General features: G+C 48.7%; 23 protein-coding genes and 1 tRNA gene. 9 read left to right on the top strand and 15 right to left on the bottom strand.

Going from position 1 to position 16715, the window contains the following annotated elements:
• Window positions 1-14: 14 nt before the first annotated feature.
• From AC3ZFK_RS05540 to AC3ZFK_RS05560, 5 genes are all read right to left on the bottom strand, one after another.
• Window positions 15-386, bottom strand: coding sequence for a c-type cytochrome (locus AC3ZFK_RS05540; RefSeq protein WP_487506864.1), 372 nt, complete (start codon window positions 384-386; stop codon window positions 15-17).
• Between the two features lie 22 nt (window positions 387-408).
• Window positions 409-801 (bottom strand): c-type cytochrome, encoded by a 393-nt coding sequence (locus tag AC3ZFK_RS05545; protein WP_487506865.1) that lies wholly within the window; start codon window positions 799-801, stop codon window positions 409-411.
• A 19-nt stretch (window positions 802-820) separates the two neighbouring features.
• A complete protein-coding gene (locus tag AC3ZFK_RS05550; RefSeq protein WP_487506866.1) occupies window positions 821-1246 on the bottom strand; it encodes a DUF4399 domain-containing protein in 426 nt (141 codons plus the stop codon).
• Window positions 1247-1282: 36 nt separating this feature from the next.
• Complete coding sequence (locus tag AC3ZFK_RS05555) at window positions 1283-2161, bottom strand: c-type cytochrome (RefSeq protein WP_487506867.1); 879 nt, start codon at window positions 2159-2161, stop codon at window positions 1283-1285.
• 71 nt (window positions 2162-2232) lie between these two features.
• On the bottom strand, window positions 2233-2610 hold the full coding sequence (locus tag AC3ZFK_RS05560) for a hypothetical protein (RefSeq protein WP_487506868.1): 378 nt from the start codon (window positions 2608-2610) through the stop codon (window positions 2233-2235).
• Window positions 2611-2867: 257 nt separating this feature from the next.
• Here AC3ZFK_RS05560 and AC3ZFK_RS05565 point away from each other — a divergent pair, with 257 nt between their 5' ends.
• Both AC3ZFK_RS05565 and AC3ZFK_RS05570 read left to right on the top strand, forming a co-directional pair.
• A complete protein-coding gene (locus tag AC3ZFK_RS05565; protein WP_487506869.1) occupies window positions 2868-3179 on the top strand; it encodes a hypothetical protein in 312 nt (103 codons plus the stop codon).
• Window positions 3180-3190: 11 nt separating this feature from the next.
• Window positions 3191-3406 carry an SHOCT domain-containing protein gene (locus tag AC3ZFK_RS05570; protein WP_487506870.1) on the top strand — a complete coding sequence of 72 codons (216 nt, stop codon included), beginning with the start codon at window positions 3191-3193 and terminating at the stop codon, window positions 3404-3406.
• Window positions 3407-3412: 6 nt separating this feature from the next.
• On the opposite strand, the gene AC3ZFK_RS05575 is transcribed toward AC3ZFK_RS05570, so the two are convergent.
• The 7 genes from AC3ZFK_RS05575 to AC3ZFK_RS05605 form a co-directional block, all read right to left on the bottom strand.
• Window positions 3413-4525, bottom strand: coding sequence for an NHL repeat-containing protein (locus tag AC3ZFK_RS05575; RefSeq protein ID WP_487506871.1), 1113 nt, complete (start codon window positions 4523-4525; stop codon window positions 3413-3415).
• Window positions 4479-4787, bottom strand: coding sequence for a heavy-metal-associated domain-containing protein (locus tag AC3ZFK_RS05580; protein ID WP_487506872.1), 309 nt, complete (start codon window positions 4785-4787; stop codon window positions 4479-4481). Before AC3ZFK_RS05580 ends, AC3ZFK_RS05575 begins: the two co-directional genes overlap by 47 nt.
• Window positions 4788-4798: 11 nt before the next feature.
• Window positions 4799-5626, bottom strand: coding sequence for a transporter family protein (locus AC3ZFK_RS05585; protein WP_487506873.1), 828 nt, complete (start codon window positions 5624-5626; stop codon window positions 4799-4801).
• A 35-nt stretch (window positions 5627-5661) separates the two neighbouring features.
• Window positions 5662-7089 carry an ATP-binding protein gene (locus tag AC3ZFK_RS05590; protein ID WP_487506874.1) on the bottom strand — a complete coding sequence of 476 codons (1428 nt, stop codon included), beginning with the start codon at window positions 7087-7089 and terminating at the stop codon, window positions 5662-5664.
• A gap of 6 nt (window positions 7090-7095) precedes the next feature.
• Window positions 7096-7815 (bottom strand): response regulator, encoded by a 720-nt coding sequence (locus AC3ZFK_RS05595; RefSeq protein WP_487506875.1) that lies wholly within the window; start codon window positions 7813-7815, stop codon window positions 7096-7098.
• A gap of 2 nt (window positions 7816-7817) precedes the next feature.
• Window positions 7818-8012: a heavy-metal-associated domain-containing protein gene (locus AC3ZFK_RS05600; RefSeq protein ID WP_487506876.1), complete on the bottom strand. Its 195-nt coding sequence runs from the start codon at window positions 8010-8012 to the stop codon at window positions 7818-7820.
• A 65-nt stretch (window positions 8013-8077) separates the two neighbouring features.
• Window positions 8078-8500 (bottom strand): hypothetical protein, encoded by a 423-nt coding sequence (locus tag AC3ZFK_RS05605; protein ID WP_487506877.1) that lies wholly within the window; start codon window positions 8498-8500, stop codon window positions 8078-8080.
• A 116-nt stretch (window positions 8501-8616) separates the two neighbouring features.
• On the opposite strand from AC3ZFK_RS05605, the gene AC3ZFK_RS05610 reads away from it, so the two are divergent.
• The gene (locus tag AC3ZFK_RS05610) at window positions 8617-9084 is read left to right on the top strand and encodes a DUF411 domain-containing protein (RefSeq protein ID WP_487506878.1); all 468 of its coding nucleotides are present in this window, start codon (window positions 8617-8619) and stop codon (window positions 9082-9084) included.
• Window positions 9085-9108: 24 nt separating this feature from the next.
• A complete protein-coding gene (locus AC3ZFK_RS05615) occupies window positions 9109-9528 on the top strand; it encodes a YqaA family protein (RefSeq protein ID WP_487506879.1) in 420 nt (139 codons plus the stop codon).
• Window positions 9529-9580: 52 nt separating this feature from the next.
• On the opposite strand, the gene lexA (AC3ZFK_RS05620) is transcribed toward AC3ZFK_RS05615, so the two are convergent.
• Window positions 9581-10045 (bottom strand): transcriptional repressor LexA, encoded by a 465-nt coding sequence (gene lexA / locus AC3ZFK_RS05620; protein ID WP_487506880.1) that lies wholly within the window; start codon window positions 10043-10045, stop codon window positions 9581-9583.
• A gap of 266 nt (window positions 10046-10311) precedes the next feature.
• Between lexA (AC3ZFK_RS05620) and lexA (AC3ZFK_RS05625) the strand changes: the two genes are divergently transcribed.
• Window positions 10312-10929 carry a transcriptional repressor LexA gene (lexA, locus tag AC3ZFK_RS05625; RefSeq protein WP_487506881.1) on the top strand — a complete coding sequence of 206 codons (618 nt, stop codon included), beginning with the start codon at window positions 10312-10314 and terminating at the stop codon, window positions 10927-10929.
• Between the two features lie 201 nt (window positions 10930-11130).
• Here lexA (AC3ZFK_RS05625) and AC3ZFK_RS05630 read toward each other — a convergent pair whose 3' ends face one another.
• Complete coding sequence (locus AC3ZFK_RS05630) at window positions 11131-11748, bottom strand: hypothetical protein (RefSeq protein ID WP_487506882.1); 618 nt, start codon at window positions 11746-11748, stop codon at window positions 11131-11133.
• Between the two features lie 182 nt (window positions 11749-11930).
• Between AC3ZFK_RS05630 and AC3ZFK_RS05635 the strand changes: the two genes are divergently transcribed.
• Window positions 11931-12266 (top strand): hypothetical protein, encoded by a 336-nt coding sequence (locus AC3ZFK_RS05635; protein WP_487541471.1) that lies wholly within the window; start codon window positions 11931-11933, stop codon window positions 12264-12266.
• Between the two features lie 96 nt (window positions 12267-12362).
• Window positions 12363-13268, top strand: coding sequence for a recombination-associated protein RdgC (locus AC3ZFK_RS05640; protein WP_487506884.1), 906 nt, complete (start codon window positions 12363-12365; stop codon window positions 13266-13268).
• Here AC3ZFK_RS05640 and uvrB read toward each other — a convergent pair.
• On the bottom strand, window positions 13252-15267 hold the full coding sequence (gene uvrB / locus AC3ZFK_RS05645) for an excinuclease ABC subunit UvrB (RefSeq protein ID WP_487506885.1): 2016 nt from the start codon (window positions 15265-15267) through the stop codon (window positions 13252-13254). The genes AC3ZFK_RS05640 and uvrB overlap by 17 nt on opposite strands.
• 108 nt (window positions 15268-15375) lie before the next feature.
• Here uvrB and AC3ZFK_RS05650 point away from each other — a divergent pair, with 108 nt between their 5' ends.
• Both AC3ZFK_RS05650 and AC3ZFK_RS05655 read left to right on the top strand, forming a co-directional pair.
• Complete coding sequence (locus tag AC3ZFK_RS05650; RefSeq protein WP_487506886.1) at window positions 15376-16566, top strand: pyridoxal phosphate-dependent aminotransferase; 1191 nt, start codon at window positions 15376-15378, stop codon at window positions 16564-16566.
• Window positions 16567-16637: 71 nt separating this feature from the next.
• Window positions 16638-16713 (top strand) — tRNA-Asn (locus AC3ZFK_RS05655).
• Window positions 16714-16715 lie beyond the last annotated feature (2 nt).

Raw genomic sequence — 16715 nt, forward strand, 5'->3', positions numbered from 1 at the left:
CCTACCAATATTTTCTAGTATAGATTATTTGTCTGCTGTAGCCATCGTATAAAAGAGATGATTCGGGTTACATCTCTCTTTTTTATCCCCTCTACTGGCGGCATATCGCCAAACTTCCAGTGATGGGCTTTAACTCCGCTCATGGCTGCACGGTAGAAGGCGTTGTCACCATGATGTGAAGGCTTGTAATAGTTATGTATCAATGGCGGCCCCTGCTCCGTTCCCCGCGCCCACTCTCCGTGACACTGAGAACAGTTCTGTTTGAACTTACCCATTCCAACTGCCTGCTTGAATGGAACTCTAGTTCCATTATCAGTAGTTGCTGCACTGAGAACAGATGAAATTGTCAATAATATTGCCACTAAAGTCAGCTGTTTAATCATCATAAAATACCTCCCTGTTTCTGTTTTACTTAATAACACCAGCTTGCTGCTGTTCCTCTCTTACAAATGCCACAATATCTCCCACCTGTTCAGGAGAGATGCCAGTCAACATCGGCATGTCTCCATATTTCCAGTGGTGCTGCCTTACCCCATTTTTTACTGCGTGGAAGAACGCAAGATCCGCATGATGAGAAGGCGCATATGTACGGTCAAGCAGTGGTGGCCCCTCTGGACCACCATTCAATGCTGACCCATGACAGCGCGCACAGACCGCCTGATAACTAGCCTTACCATCTACCACACTGGCCTGATAACCAATGGCAGGAAGGAAGTTGCGTGCACGTACTTTTTCTGGATCCAGAAAATCACAGGCCGACAGAAGAATTGCTGAGAGAAGCAGCACAACAATCTTAACCATTAATATGAGGTCCTAATGTTTACCTTTTCACATAAACCGTAATCTTTTTGGATACCAGGTTCTCAAAATGGGTATGCTCTTCATCAGCCACAATCAACTGCAAGGTATGCTCACCTGGAGAGAGCTCAAGCGTGGTCTCACGCTCTCCTGCAGAAAATCGCAGATGCTTGTCTGATTCCATCATCGGCTCATCAAGTGTTGGAATGGCATCCGTATCCACCATCAGATGAAAGTGTCCGCTATTGTGTTTGTCTACGCCAGCCGGTGCAATCTTCACCTCAGGAGCTGAAAATATAACCTTGAATGGACTCTCTACCACTGCAAGATTTTGTGGGCTAGCAATGGCCACACGTTCACCACGTTCATAACTGCCGTGCGCGAGAACTGAACCACTCACCAAAGTCGCTATCATCATTGGTGTAATTACTATTTTTCCATATTTCATTTCTGGTTGATTCCTCTGGTCTGTTATTAATTTTATTTACATACATTGCATGTGTCGTGGTCCCTGACAATCTCTAATGCGCTCACCCCACAAACTTTTGATATAGGCAACAAGGTGGCTGGCATCTGCTTTTGTGACTCCAAGATCTCCCCAGGCAGGCATCCTGCTCTGTCGTGAAGATCCTTCAAGAATGGTTTTCATCAGTGCCTCATCAGTGTGATGCCAGGCATGTGCAGACTCATCAAGGGGTGGAGCCATCAGGTAGTCACGATTAGTCAGTGCCTCGATGGTATAGGTCTCGCCAATTCCGGCAATACCATGACAGCTTTGACACTTCTCGTTAAACAACTTTTCACCCCTTCTCTCCACCATGGTTTTGACTTTTGGAAAGCCATCCGCACGAACCCAGCTCTCTCCACCATCATCAGAGATAATTTGTTTGCCGTATTGGTTACGAGCAACCAATCTATTTATCTCCCCCTCTTCGCTAGAGAGTGAAACAAGAAACTGAGTACCCATTTGATTATTTATCAGCGACCACTCGGTCTCATCTCCTCGTATGCTAAACAACCCCTTACCAACCACAAAAGCATAGAGATTCTCATTGTCAAACGTGGTAATCATGGTTACCGGTAGTGGAAATGGATACGAGCGTTTCCAAAACTTGCCGCCATCCTCACTTACGAAGAGGCCACTCTCAGTTCCTGCATACTGTAGACCTGAAGCATGTTTAATAATGGTCTTTTGCTCTGGCAACTGTTCGAAGGAGAACTGTCGCTCCATATCAACTGGTTGTGTATGGTTAGCATAAACCTCATCCCCAGATAACAGAGAATATCCAGTCACCCCCGCTATCACGACTACTACCACAGCCAGCACTGTGACCATCCTTGATCTGGACTCCTTTCTATTCACTACTTGTTTCCTTATTCAAAAAAAAATCCTGCAAGAACTCTTAGGCTTGCAGAATTCAGGTTGTTTGACAGTTATCGATTACGCTGCAACTCAACAAGCTCCTTGAGTGATGCATCTATTCCAGCCAGATGGCCTTCAACTGCCTTCATATGGCTCTGCTTTGACGCCATCATCTGTTGCATCAGCTGAGGGTTCATCATTGAGCTGTGTCGGTTACCCATCATTCCATATGGATACTGTTGCTGATAACCCATGGGGTTTCTCCACTGCTGCCCACTCATCATCGGCATTTGTTGCCGATTACCCATCATTCCCTGCATCATCTGCGGGTTCATCCCCTGCATCATCTGAGGATTTATTGGCACCTGACTCTGCTCACTATCCGCCATAACAGGAACTGAAAACGCCATGGATGCTAGAGCTGCTATAACCATTTTTGAACTTTTCATAATACTTCTCCTTGTTTCATGATTAAAATATAGTGACTCGTAACGTGAGTCATACGGAACGCTTTACCCTTAGGGAGGAGTATGAACAGGGCTGGCGGCTCAAACCATTTGATCTTGCAACCCAGAATACTCCCCGAATGTAACTGCAGTTTGTCTCAAAACAGCTTTTTTGTAAGCGTATGTAACAATCCGCCACATAATTACAGCCGGTTACAAAACAGCAGAGATTTCTTCAATAACTGCGCTATGATGAGTGCATGAAGAGCAATCAAAACGCATGGCTGGTAAAGAGGGTGTTCCATGTTGCCTCCTCATCCGGGAGGTTGGAACAGCTTCCAGATGTGCTGGATATTGTCTGGAACAGTAGAGGTAACAAGCTCTATCTGACGTATGACATTCGCACCACGGATTACCTGACTGTTCTGAACCATCTCTCTAATGCCGACGTTATAGTACGGCAGACCTTCTGGTCCAGATTGCTCGGAAAATTTCATCAATACAGTGACAGGACCGGACGAGAAAATGCATCTGCTCGCCCTGCTCCCTGTTGCAACAAACCACCTAAATAGAGGATAGCACCATGATGGATACTTTTATGTCTGGCGGCTTCGGATGGATCTTCTGGATCCTCATCATCGCACTGATCTTCTGGCTGGCCAACACACGGGGTCAGGGAGGTGATAGCTCACACACTGCCCAGCAAAAGACGGCTCGAGAGATGCTCGATGAGGAGTATGCACTTGGGAAAATTGATCGGGACAGCTATCTGCAGAAGAGAGCGGATCTCTCCAGCTAGGACAGCTCAGTCGGATTTCTCTCTCCAGACGGTGACCTGATTGGCTGCAAAGTTAGCAACAAACAGGGTTCCGCTTGCATCCACATCCAGCGCGATTGCGCTGTGAGATGGCTCTTCGGCTGGCAACGTAAAGGACGTGATGAACTTCCCATCCGGGGTAAACTTTTGCACACGGTTATTGTAGAAATCAGCCACAAAAACATCTCCCTCTGGACCGACCGCGATACTGGTCACCACCGAGAACCAGCCATCCAGTGAGCCATGGATATTCATGGCAAAGGGGCCACCCCATTTGCGGATCAGTACCCCCTGAGCGGAAAACTGCTGAATACGATCATTGTAACCATCAGCCACGTAGAGGGTTCCATCCTCGCCCGTTGCAACATCGGTGGGATAGCTGAATTCACCCCCCCAGAACCCGCTCTCTCCCGGGGTTCCAATCTGGCTGATAAGTGCCCCCTCGGGGGTTAGCTCAGCAATCCGATGGTTGTAAAAATCGGCCACAAAGAGGTTCCCCTGTTTAGAGAAGGCAACACCTCCCGGCCCATTCAGCAACATATCTTCATCACTGGTCTGAATGGTGCGCAGATACTCCCCTTTCTGACTGTAGACCTGGATCCGCTCATGCCAGTAGTCCGCCACATAGAGCCGGCCATCGTGAAGCTCCAGATTCATCGGGCGCCCAAGACGCGCTTGCTTCTCTCCACTGTTTCCAAACTCTCTCAGAAAAGCACCCTGGTGGTTGAATACCTGAATTCTCCCATTCCGGGCATCACTGACAAACACCTCTGACTCACTGACCGCCACCCCGGTCGGCTCATTGAACTCCCCTGCTCCGGTACCGAAACTCCCCCATGCGTGAATCTGTTGATACTCCGCCGCCATAACTGTGGCAGGGAATGAGATCAGCAAAAGTGCGGTTATTATCCTACCTATATGAATAACTGCAGAGGTGATGGCACTCTTACACAGGCAACCGTCTGTGGTCAGGACGGCCACAGTCGAGCGCCACATGGATGTGCTTGAGTATGTTGCATGGGTAAGAGTGCCATCACCTCTGTAACTATTGATATTATCGAGCACGCTCAACAACCCCTCGATAGCTGAAGCCGGAATCATCAAAGATCTGTTTGAGCTGATCTTCGGTAAAACGCACCCCCTCTTGGGTATCCACAATCACCAACCCTCTTTTCAGGTCGATATCAACCCTCTCAACCCCCTCCGTTTTCATGAAGTTCTTCTCTATGCCATAGGCACAGAATGGGCAGGCCAATCCATCCACCCGCATCTCATATTGCACTCCTGCTGCAAACAGTGAGGTTGCCCAGCCACTCATCAAAAACATTGCGGCTATAACTATTCTCTTAACTATTCTATTCATTATCCTGCTCCTCATAGATGCCACTCAACCACCAGCTTTGCCCGTAGATCGGACTCCTCCTGAGCCCCATTCAGATCATGCGAAATGGGAATCTGCACCCCGGCTTTCACTGCCATATTGCGTTGTGTCCAGAAGATTCCCGGGGAGAGAAACCACTCATCTCCTCCTGTATTGGCAAGCGCTGCCCCATTCTGCTCATTTCTCTCTGACAGCTCCCCATTGAGCTCCAGCAACCAGACCGTATCCGGCTCACGATAAACAGGCGAGGTTGGACGATAACCACCCACCAAATCAACCATCCAGCGCCCCCCCTTGCGCAGCCCTGCCGAATTCTCGCCATTGTGGCGATAACGCAGCGCCCCCCAGCGGTACCATTTGATCCCCTCATAGCCATAGGAGAGACCTCCAATCCAGTCGGTTGTACCACTTCCCAGCGCGGGACTCTTGCCTCCTTTGGCGCTATCACTCTTTACCTTGAGATGAACCGCCGCAGCCTCTTGAAGCCCCAGGCTATCCTCCCGCCAGAATCGATATTTGGTAAAGAGTTTGAGATCACCAGCACCATCAGACTCAGCGCCATCCTCCTCTTTGGTCACATAGGGGATCTCCGCCCCCACTGCAAGATCTCCGGTTACCCCATAGAGCAGCTCTAACGCACTCTCCAGCTCCTTTTCTGAACCGGCCTTCTCATAGTGAACCTCGATGGCTGTCTCTACGCCCCCCTTGTAGATGGTGTGAGGACCGATCCCGAAGATGGGGTCATGGGCTAAAGCTGCCATTGGTAATATCAACAACAGTAGCAACCTCCAGAGACTGGCCCGCACTTTTCTACTACCCATTGAATACCCCCTGTTTTAGATGACTGTTATCTCCATCACGATCGTGGAATCTCAAGCTCTGCTGCCACCCCTCCCTCAGGGCGATTCTTAAGAATCAGTTCGCCGCCATGGGCGCGGGCAATATTTCTTGCAATGCTAAGACCTAGACCGGTTCCACCTGACTCCCTGCTTCTTGATTTTTCTACCCGATAGAAGGGCTCAAAGACCTTCTCCAACTCTTCTGCAGGAATTGTTGCCCCATCGCTATTTACAACAATCAATAATCGATCATCCAATTCATCCAGCTTTACCCAGACCCTCCCACCTCCATGACGGGTTCCATTCTCCAACAGGTTGGTGAGACAACGTTTGAGCTGAACCAGTCGGCCACGGATCGGCTCCGTCACCTGCCCCTTGATATCAAATCGAATACCGAGTGGCTCCAGATCCTCCTGCAGACTCTCCAGCAGTGCCTGCATGTCGATCTGCTGCATCGGCTCTGGGTTCTCTGTTCCCCGCATAAAATCAAGCGTGGAGACCACCATCTCCTCCATGTGATCAAGATCGGTTTCGATATCAGCACGGATGCGATCATCCTCCAGCATCTCGCTGCGCAGCCGCAGGCGGGTAATGGGTGTCTTTAGGTCGTGAGAGACGGCCGAGAGGATCCGTGCCCGATCCCCGATATAGCGACTCAGCCGCTGCTGCATGGTATTGAATGCCTCTGCCGCCTGCCTTACCTCTTTAGGTCCATTGATCTCCAGTGGAGATCGCCGAATATCCTTGCCCAGCGCCTCAGCCGCATCAGATAACAATGACAGTGGTCTTGTTACCCAACGAACTGCAATCCAGGTCAAAATAAGAACAGAAAAAAGTAGCAGAGAGAGTGCAACGACCATACGGGTAGGCCATGCAAAAACCTTCTTGGGAATATGGTAGTGGAAGTCGACCCATACCCCATCACTCAATCTGACCTGAACATGAAATGATTTAACCTTCTGCTGTTCCATCCCCCACATATTTTGCATTCTCATCCGATGAGACATCATTTCACGCATCCCGGTATGAGGCCCATTCATATCTTCATATCCAACAGCAACAGGAATTACCGTCTCAACTACCTCAACATGAGCCTCATGTCCTGGAGGTAGACTCTTCTGAAGATACTCCTTAAAAAGCAGATATAGCTGTTCATTCTCAACCTCTTTCTGCTTATGAAATTTAATATATTTTGAGGTCAACACCACTTCCAAAGGGAAACCATTTAGCGCTTCAACCATTTTTTCGCGCTCTATATCAGTCATCGGATCCAGCAACTCCACGATAGAGCCTATTCTCTCTGCACTGCCTGCACCCATGGTCTGGTGCAATACGGTGTCTCGATCATAAAGATGTACCAGTGCACTGAGCAGCTGCGGCACCATCAGTCCAATCAGCAGAATTGCCAATAGACGACCGTACAAGGATTCAGGTATCAATCTCATGGAAATCTACGCAAAAGTTATCTCGGGCACAAAACGGTACCCCTCTCCACGCATGGTATGAATGATTGCCGGCTTTTTGGGGTCCTCTCTCAATCTTTTCCTGAGACGCCCCACCAGCACATCAATGCTGCGATCAAATGGCTGTGCCTCTCTGCCCTGACTGAACTCCAGCAGCTGGTCCCGACTCAAGACTCGTCCAGGATGCTCTATAAAGACCTTCAGCAGACGGAATTCGCCACCACTGAGCGGAACAACAACTCCGTCAGGGGATATCAGGTGGTGTTGCTGGAGGTTCAGATGCCAGTCAGCAAAAAGAGCCTCTGTCGCCTCATCCTGCAGGGGGGCCTCCGGCAAGCTGGAGCTACGGCGAAGTACACTCTTGATCCTGGCCAGCAGCTCCCTGGGGTTGAACGGCTTGGAGATATAGTCATCTGCCCCCATCTCCAGTCCAAGAATTCGGTCAGTCTCCTCCCCCATGGCGGTCAACATAACCACCGGAATATTTGAGTGGCCACGCAGCTTTCTGAGCAGCTCCAGACCATCATCTCCGGGCATCATGAGGTCCAGAATAATCAGATCAATCGGGGCCTGTTCAAGAGCAGAGAACATCTCCCTGCCGCCCGCAGCGGTCGAGAGACGATAGCCTGCCCTCTCCAGATACTCTCTAAGCAGACGACGGATCTCTGGATCATCATCAACAACCAGCAGATGGCCAGATTTTGTCACTGTTACTGTACGGGATATCCAAGCTCAGCCAGCTTCTCTGTGACTGACTGCATCACACCCTCATCCAAACCAAGGGTTACCGTCTTATCTTCTACGTTGACCTTCACATAGTCGACTCCATCCATCTCCGAGAGGCTGGTCTCGATAGTGTTGGCACATCCACCACACATTACATTAGCCACAGTTACTGTCTGCATTTTATTATCCTATTTCATTTATATATCAAGTGATTATTTGGTTTATTTAATGTTATTTGCGCATCTTACCTGATGCGATATCCAGCATGGCAAGCGACACACGCTGCGGTTACCTGATTCAATGAATCATAAGCGGCCAGGCGATCTCCCTCTTCGGCAGTGCGAGCAAATCGGCTTGCGGCCCTGTGCATGCCAGTTCCAATTGCCCCCATCTGCTGCGGCATAAATTTTGCCATATGTCCCGCACCATGCAGACTCAGTGAACTCATACCCAGGCGCTCCTCTGCAATAGATGAGGCCTTGTCCAGCTCGTCTTTGGAGAGCGCAGTCAAAATCTCATGGATAGCCAACACATGGTCCCGCATGTTACCCATCATATGCTCCTGCATCATCTCCGGCATCTGCACCATCTCCCTGTTATCAGCCTGGGCGTTACCTGCAATAGTGGCAACGACAACTGTCGATAACAAAAAAACAACTTTTCTCATCAAAACTCTCCTTTGGACAAAAGATTAACGTTAGTATCTACATGAAACTGTATTAAAGGAAGACACTCTAACAGGACATTGGTTCCAATATAACTCAACTCAAGGAGGAGATCAGGATGAATCGAAACATAAAAATTATTGCTGCTATAACACTGTCAGCAACAGTAGCTTTTGTTGCCTGGATTGGTGCAGGCACAGAGACAGCCACCGCAGCCCCTATTGTCGAAGTTTACAAATCACCCACCTGCGGTTGCTGCAAGGACTGGGTAACTCATATGCGGGAGAATGGCTTTGAGGTAAATGTTCACAATACCAATGATGTAGCCCCCATTAAAAAAGAGGCTGGAGTCCCTCAACGTCTGAGCAGCTGCCACACTGCAATGGTTGATGGATATGTTATTGAAGGCCATGTTCCTGCTGATGATGTAAAACGAATGCTAACCGAACGTCCTGCAATTCTCGGGATCTCTGCTCCCGGTATGCCGGTTGGATCTCCAGGTATGGAGATGGGCGACAGAAAAGATCCTTATTCAGTTGTGACGTTTGATAATGACGGCAAGGTCACTCTGTTCAGTCGCCATTAGGGCATATCTGAAAAACCTCCAATATTGACCGATTCGATAACTCTGGGGGGGCTGTTTCTCTCTGCACTGCTCTCTTCCACCCTGTTGCCAGGTAGCTCAGAGGCTGTTTTGCTTCTGCTCGATCAAAATTCAACCCATACAGATTTCACCCTGTTATGGGTTGCTACTGTCGGCAACACAATTGGCGGCATCTCTACCTGGGGCATTGGATGGCTTGTCGCAAAAAAGTGGAACTCTGACAGACTGAAGCAGAAGGTTAATCCAAAATCACTCCACTGGATCAAACAGCATGGGGCACCTGTTCTCCTCCTGTCGTGGCTACCAGTGATTGGTGATGGACTCTGCCTGGCAGCAGGATGGTTTAGGTTGCCTTTTATCTCTGTTGCCATCTTTATCGGTATTGGCAAGGCGGCACGTTACGCAATCCTTTTGTGGCTTCTCTAAGGAGCTGTCCAGAAATATTTGAAAAACCAGTTCGGACACTACAGTTTACCCCCTATGGAATACGGATAACTGCGGAGACAATCCCAAGAATTTTAACATCCTCATTACGCAGAAATATTGGTGCCATTGTGGAGTTGGCCGGCTGTAGTCGCACCCCATCTTTCTCTATATATAGTTTTTTCAGGGTTACCTCTTCATTGTTTATCATCGCCACAACCGACTGACCATTGGCTGCGCTCTCCTGACGCTCAACTACAATAACATCTCCATCCTGAATATTATCTTCAACCATCGACTCTCCAACCACACGGAGCGCATAGGTATCCTTGCGCACCATATTCTGTGGTACCGAGATCATCTGCTGGTCTTCTACCGCCTCTATTGGTAGTCCAGCTGTAATCTTTCCCAGTAGTGGAATCTCTACCAGGGGCTCTGCAATAAACTCTTCCGACTCAAAATTTCCACTCCAGAGAGGACGAGCTCCCTTTGGGGTTAACAGATGCAGACTTGCGCTCATAACAATCTCCTCTTTGTTGCTTAGAAAGCTCTGATTAAGTCACTTCGTGACCCAATCAGATCTCCTTTACAAGTTATTCTATGGGGGAAGGGTTATGGTTCAGTATGTTACAACAACACCTATAGAGCCCTTCCCCCAAACCCCCATCCCATTAAGCTTTTTCAGAGGCTCCCTTACTATTGTTCTTTATTTGTTTTCCATGTATACTAACAGAACATAAAGAGAACGCAACTAATAGTTTAGATAAAAAATAGCGGAGAACCATGATGGAACTGCCACCCATTACCAGAAAACAGCGCGAGATCTACGAATACCTGCATGAACATCAGGATGAATTTCGTGACAATCCTCCCAGTCTGGATCAACTCTGTCACCACCTTGGACTTAAATCCAGAGGGTCACTCCACAAACATATTCACGCACTGATTGACGTTAACCTGGTAGAGCCACTTGAGGGTCTTCATAGAGGCATAAGATTGACCCCGCAACAGGATGATCACAGTGAAAATGAGCTTCCATTTGTTGGGCGTATCGCCGCTGGTCTTCCGATTGAGGCCATTGAGGATGTAGAGAGAATTGAGGTCCCTGAACAGTTGCGCACAGGAAATGAGTGTTTTGTTCTTCAGGTCAAGGGGGAGTCGATGATTGATGCTGGAATTCTGGAGGGAGACCACGTAATTATCGAAAAACGCAGCAGCGCAAGAAATGGGGATGTTGTTGTTGCACTAATTGATGGTGAGGAGGCCACACTGAAAACAATCGAACAACACCCAGAACAGGTAATTCTCCATCCAGCCAATTCAACCATGGAACCATTCACCTACCGTCCAGATCAGGTTGAGATTCAGGGGGTGCTGGTTGGACAGATGCGTAGTTATCTGTGACCTAACAGTAACCAATTTGGGGTATTTTTGACGCAGATCAATCCAGCAGAAGATATCAATTGTGGATGAGAGGATATACGTGTAAATTGTAAATCACATCATGACTTAGTTTCTGATGTAACTCCTTTGGTAGTGAAAGGTTTTGCCCTTTCAATTTAACCACCCCTCTCGGGGTGGTTTTTTTTATCCTGATTTAGCTTATCACTCAACTGACTCTGCTGGTGCGCTCTCCTCTGCCCTCTTTCTTGACGGAAAACGTTCGTCCAAAGATGGTAAATCTTTCAGAGGTGGCAACGGCTTAATATCTTCAAAAGAGTGTCGCTCTGCTGGTCTACCACCCCAACCTTGTGGACCGCCCCATCCCCCCATCGGTGATGAGTTTCCACCCCAAGAAGGCATTCCTCCCCAGTTACCACCGCGATTGCCGCCCCAGGGCATCCCTCCCCAGTTACCGCCACGATTGCCGCCCCAGGGAACTCCTCCCCAGTTACCACCACGGTTTCCACCCCAGGGCATTCCCCCCCAGTTACCACCGCGATTTCCGCCTCCCCAAGGGTTCCCCCAACCACTTGGGCCACTGCCCCAGCCCCCAGGACCACCCCATCCACCACCAGGGTTACCCATATTCATATTGTTTGGCATACCCCACGAGCTTGGCCCATCCATATTCATACTGCTTGGACCATCTGGCATACCACCCCAATTGTCCCCTTTCATAGGTCCTCTCATATCTCCCATATCAAATGCATTCGCGGTAGTAGCAACAAAAGCGACTACTCCAAACAGGGTAACAACAGAGAGTTTCTTTGACTGTTTCATAGATATCCAAGCTCCTTAACGGCGTTATTATTAGATTCAGGCTTCTCAACAAAAGAGAGCACAATAGACAAGCTAACATCTTGTGGATGTCTATTCAAATCCTTTTCAATGAACACTTGACACCACTCCCAGATCCCATAAAAATGGGGGTATCTTTTTTGACAATTACCTGGGGGTTCATGATGAAGAAAATTCTACTTTCAACACTTGCTGCAGCATCTATTGCTATCACATCTACAGCTAGTGCCGGTTGGTTTGGCAGCAACAATGACGGCTGGGGTGGTTATGATGACGATAACGACTGGCCTGAGTGGACTCCAATGTACTGGATGGAGGAGATGATGGACGAGTGGGATGATGATGACGACGATGACTACTATCGTTACGGCTACGGCGGCTATGGAAACCCTGGATACGCTCCAGGATATGGTGGTTACGGTCCAGCACCTTATGCGCCAGCACCTCGCTACGCTCCACCAGCAGCACCTCGCGCACCAGCACCAGCTGCTCCTGAATAAATAGCGACAAAAACTTTATTCAACAAAACCGACTGAGTCACTCAGTCGGTTTTTTTGCGCCTCTCTATTCCCAACCATTACAGGAGATCGCCACCCATGTGGTTTAAAAATGTCACTCTTTTCCACCTAAGCAATCCATTTAGAGTATCCGTAGAGTCCCTGGAGGAGAAGCTCGCAAAGAAGGTATCACGGGAGTGTGGGGCACTGGAGATGTCGACATTGGGGTGGGGATCCCCCATACCAGACGGTGATGCATTAACTCTATCTCTTGATGGTGCCATTCTTGTTGCAGCAAAAAAGAGGGAGAAAATACTCCCTGCTACTGTTGTTCGTGAAGCACTAAATGAGCGAATTCAACAGATTGAGTCAACAGAAGAGCGTGAGGTTAAAAATAGAGAGAAGCAGAGACTACGTGACGAAATTACTGTGGAGATGCTACCCCGTGCCTTTTCCAGATCTCGTACAACATACGCAATTATCGACCCAGACAATGGTTGGTTGCTGGTAGATACAGCCAGCCGTTCCCGTGCAGAGGAGCTAACAGTTCTGCTGCGTGAAACCCTGGGGTCTCTGGAGATAACCAACCCCGATACAGAGCTGTCCCCTGCCGGAGCGATGAGTCAGTGGCTCTTCCATGATACTGCCCCTGCAGGCTTCACCCTGGATGATGAGTGTGAGATTCGTGAAAACGATGAGCATGGAGGAATAATCCGCTGTAAAAATATCGATATTACTCAGGGTGCTGTGCGCAAACATCTTGAATCACAGAGTCACGTGGTACGTCTGGCCATGAGTTGGGATGATCGTGTCTCATTTATTCTGGATCAAGACTTGACCATCAAAAGGATAAGACCACTTGAGCTTATTGATAATATGCGCCAGGAGACCAAGGATGAGGAAGATGCAGAGCTCTTTTTCCTGGCCGACATGATGTTATTTCATGATGAGATCAGTAATCTGCTGATACGGTTGTTTGAGCTGCTATCTACTGAACAAGCTTAAGAAGTCTGTTATTTAGTCTCTCCACCTGATCGCGCACCGTTGCGGCCTCCTCAAACTCCAGGTTTCTGGCATGTTGATACATCTCTTTCTCAAGTCGGTCGATCTCTCTCTGTATTAGCTTGGGATCATCTCCACCATAGACTGCGGACTCTTCTGCAACTTTTCTCCCACCTCTCCTGCCCTTGAGGGAGCCTGGTGAGGTCTCAAGAATATTGGAGACAGCCTTGCGGATGGTTTGAGGCGTAATGTTATGCTCTTCATTATACTGTCGCTGCTTCTGTCGTCTCCTCTCTGTCTCCTCAATTGCCCTCTGCATTGACCCTGTCATCTTCTCCCCATAGAGAATTGCCTTGCCATTTATGTTTCTTGCAGCACGGCCAATGGTCTGTATCAGTGATCTGTCGGAACGGAGAAAACCCTCCTTGTCAGCATCAAGAATAGCTACCAGAGATACCTCTGGCATATCCAACCCCTCACGCAGCAGGTTAATCCCCACCAACACATCAAACTCACCAAGTCGCAAGTCACGGATAATCTCGACGCGCTCCACTGTCTCGATATCTGAGTGGAGATACCGTACTGCCACCTGATGTTCCGCAAGATAATCTGTCAAATCCTCTGCCATACGCTTGGTCAAAGTAGTTACCAACACTCTCTCACCAACAGCAACACGTTTGCGGATTTCGCTCAAAAGATCATCCACCTGAGTGGTTGCCGGACGCACCTCAACCTCTGGATCGAGCAGCCCTGTGGGGCGCACCACCTGCTCAACAATATCATCCCCAGCATGCTCCAGCTCGTACTGCCCCGGGGTTGCCGAGACATGAATAATCTGTGGGGCCAGCAACTCAAACTCATCAAATTTTAGTGGGCGATTATCTAGCGCCGACGGTAGCCGGAACCCATGTTCCACCAGAGTCTCTTTTCTTGATCTGTCACCACGGTACATGCCACCAATCTGCGGAATAGTTACATGGCTCTCATCCGCAACCAGCAGGGCGTTATCTGGCAGGTAATCCATCAGGGTTGGCGGAGATTCACCCGGATTTCGACCAGACAGATACCTGGAGTAGTTCTCGATACCGGAGCAGTATCCCAGCTCCAGCATCATCTCAATATCATATTTTACCCGCTGCTCCAGTCTCTGTGCCTCAACCAGCTTGTTAAGGTCACGCAACTGAGCAAGACGCTCTTTTAGCTCTACCTTTATCTTTTCAATAGCATCAAGAATTGTTTGACGGGGTGTAACGTAATGGCTCTTTGGATAGATCGTAACTCTTGGTAGTTTATGAAGAACCTCTCCTGTCAGGGGATCAAAACGTGATATCCCCTCCAGCTCCTCGTCGAACAGCTCCAGCCTTATGGCCTCCCTCTCGGAGTCTGCCGGAAAGATATCAATAATCTCCCCTCTCACCCTAAAGGTGCCGCGTCGCAATTCGACATCATTACGTGTGTACTGCAACTCAGCAAGACGACGCAGGATAGAGTGGCGATCAACCAGCTCCCCGCGTGACAGATGGAGCACCATTCCCAGATAGAGTTTTGGATCACCCAGGCCATAAATTGCAGAAACTGTTGCAACTATTATGGAGTCATCTCTCTCCAGCAGTGACTTGGTGGCAGAGAGGCGCATCTGCTCAATATGCTCATTGATTGATGCATCCTTCTCAATAAAGGTATCAGTGGTCGGAACATAGGCCTCCGGTTGATAGTAGTCATAATAGGAGACGAAATACTCAACCGAATTGTTGGGGAAAAACTCCTTCATCTCTCCATACAACTGTGCAGCCAGGGTCTTGTTTGGGGCCATTAAAACGGTTGGGCGCTGTGTCTGCTCAATTACATTGGCAATGGTATATGTCTTGCCTGAACCTGTTACCCCCAATAGAACCTGATGCGCCAACCCGTCATTCAGCCCTTCCACCAACGCCTTGATTGCAGCGGGTTGATCACCGGATGGTTTGAATGTGGAGACAAGCTGTAGAGGACGTTCACTCATTGCTTTATTGTAACTGTGCAGAATAGAGGGCGTTGAAGTATAGTATCGTCCATTAGTTAAACCACCTTTTTTACCAATTTATTTTCTGGAGAATCTGCCTTGAGCTCTCTGCATGACATACCGCTTTCTGATCGAGTACAACGCGTAAAACCATCCCCTACACTTGCTGTTACAGCACTGGCTGCAAGGCTGCGAAGTGAGGGCAAGGATATTATTGGGCTGGGGGCAGGTGAGCCTGACTTTGACACCCCAGACCATATTAAATCGTCTGCTAAAGATGCAATTACAGATGGCTTTACCAAATATACAGCGGTCGATGGCACCCCCTCTCTGAAACAGGCCGTAATCAACAAATTCAAAAGAGAGAATGGCGTTGGGTATGAGATGAATCAGGTTATGGTGAGCACTGGAGGCAAACAGGTTTTCTACAATCTATGCCAGGCCCTGCTTAATCCTGGTGATGAGGTAATCATTCCTGCCCCATACTGGGTCTCATATCCAGATATAGTGATGCTTGCAGATGCTACTCCTGTAATTGTCTCTGCTGGAATTGAGCAGGAGTTCAAGATTACCCCTGAGCAGCTAGAGGCCGCAATCACCCCGAATACCAAACTTTTTGTCCACAACACCCCATCCAACCCAACCAGCGTCATGTATACGGCAGATGAACTGGCTGCACTGGGTGAGGTACTAGAACATCACCCCCACGTAATTGTTGCGACTGATGACATCTATGAACATATCCTTCTGGGGGATATTCCTTTCAGCAACCTGTTGATGGCAAATCCCAACCTCTATGACCGTACAGTCATGATGAACGGGGTCTCCAAAGGGTACTCCATGACTGGATGGAGAATAGGATATGCCGGCGGCCCGCCAAAACTGATTGGTGCAATGAAAAAGGTTCAGTCACAAAGCACATCAAACCCCACATCAATCGCACAGGTCGCTGCTGAGACCGCCCTGAATGGGGACCGTGAATGTATAGACATCATGAATGAGTCATTTCGTGAGCGTAACCACTTTGTGGTCGAGAGCCTGAACAATATTCCTGGCGTCCACTGCCTGCTATCACAAGGAGCCTTCTATGCATTTGCCAATGTAGAGGGAGTTATTAACCGTATGGATGATATCTCCAACGATACAGAATTATCAGAGATGCTACTGAGTGAGGCCGAGGTTGCTGTTGTGCCTGGCGCAGCATTTGGTGCCGAGGGATATATCCGGCTCTCATTTGCCACCAGCATGGAAAACCTGAAAACTGCATTAGAGCGTATTACCAACGCCCTTGGTGAATAGTAAAAAACGGACTAAATCCAACAGTTTCTGTTGACCAAATCGAGCGGTAAATGTACCATCTGCGCCACTATTCCCCTGTAGCTCAGTTGGTAGAGCAAAGGACTGTTAATCCTTGGGTCACAAGTTCGAGTCTTGTCGGGGGAGCCATA

This window comes from Candidatus Thiopontia autotrophica (assembly GCF_982804495.1).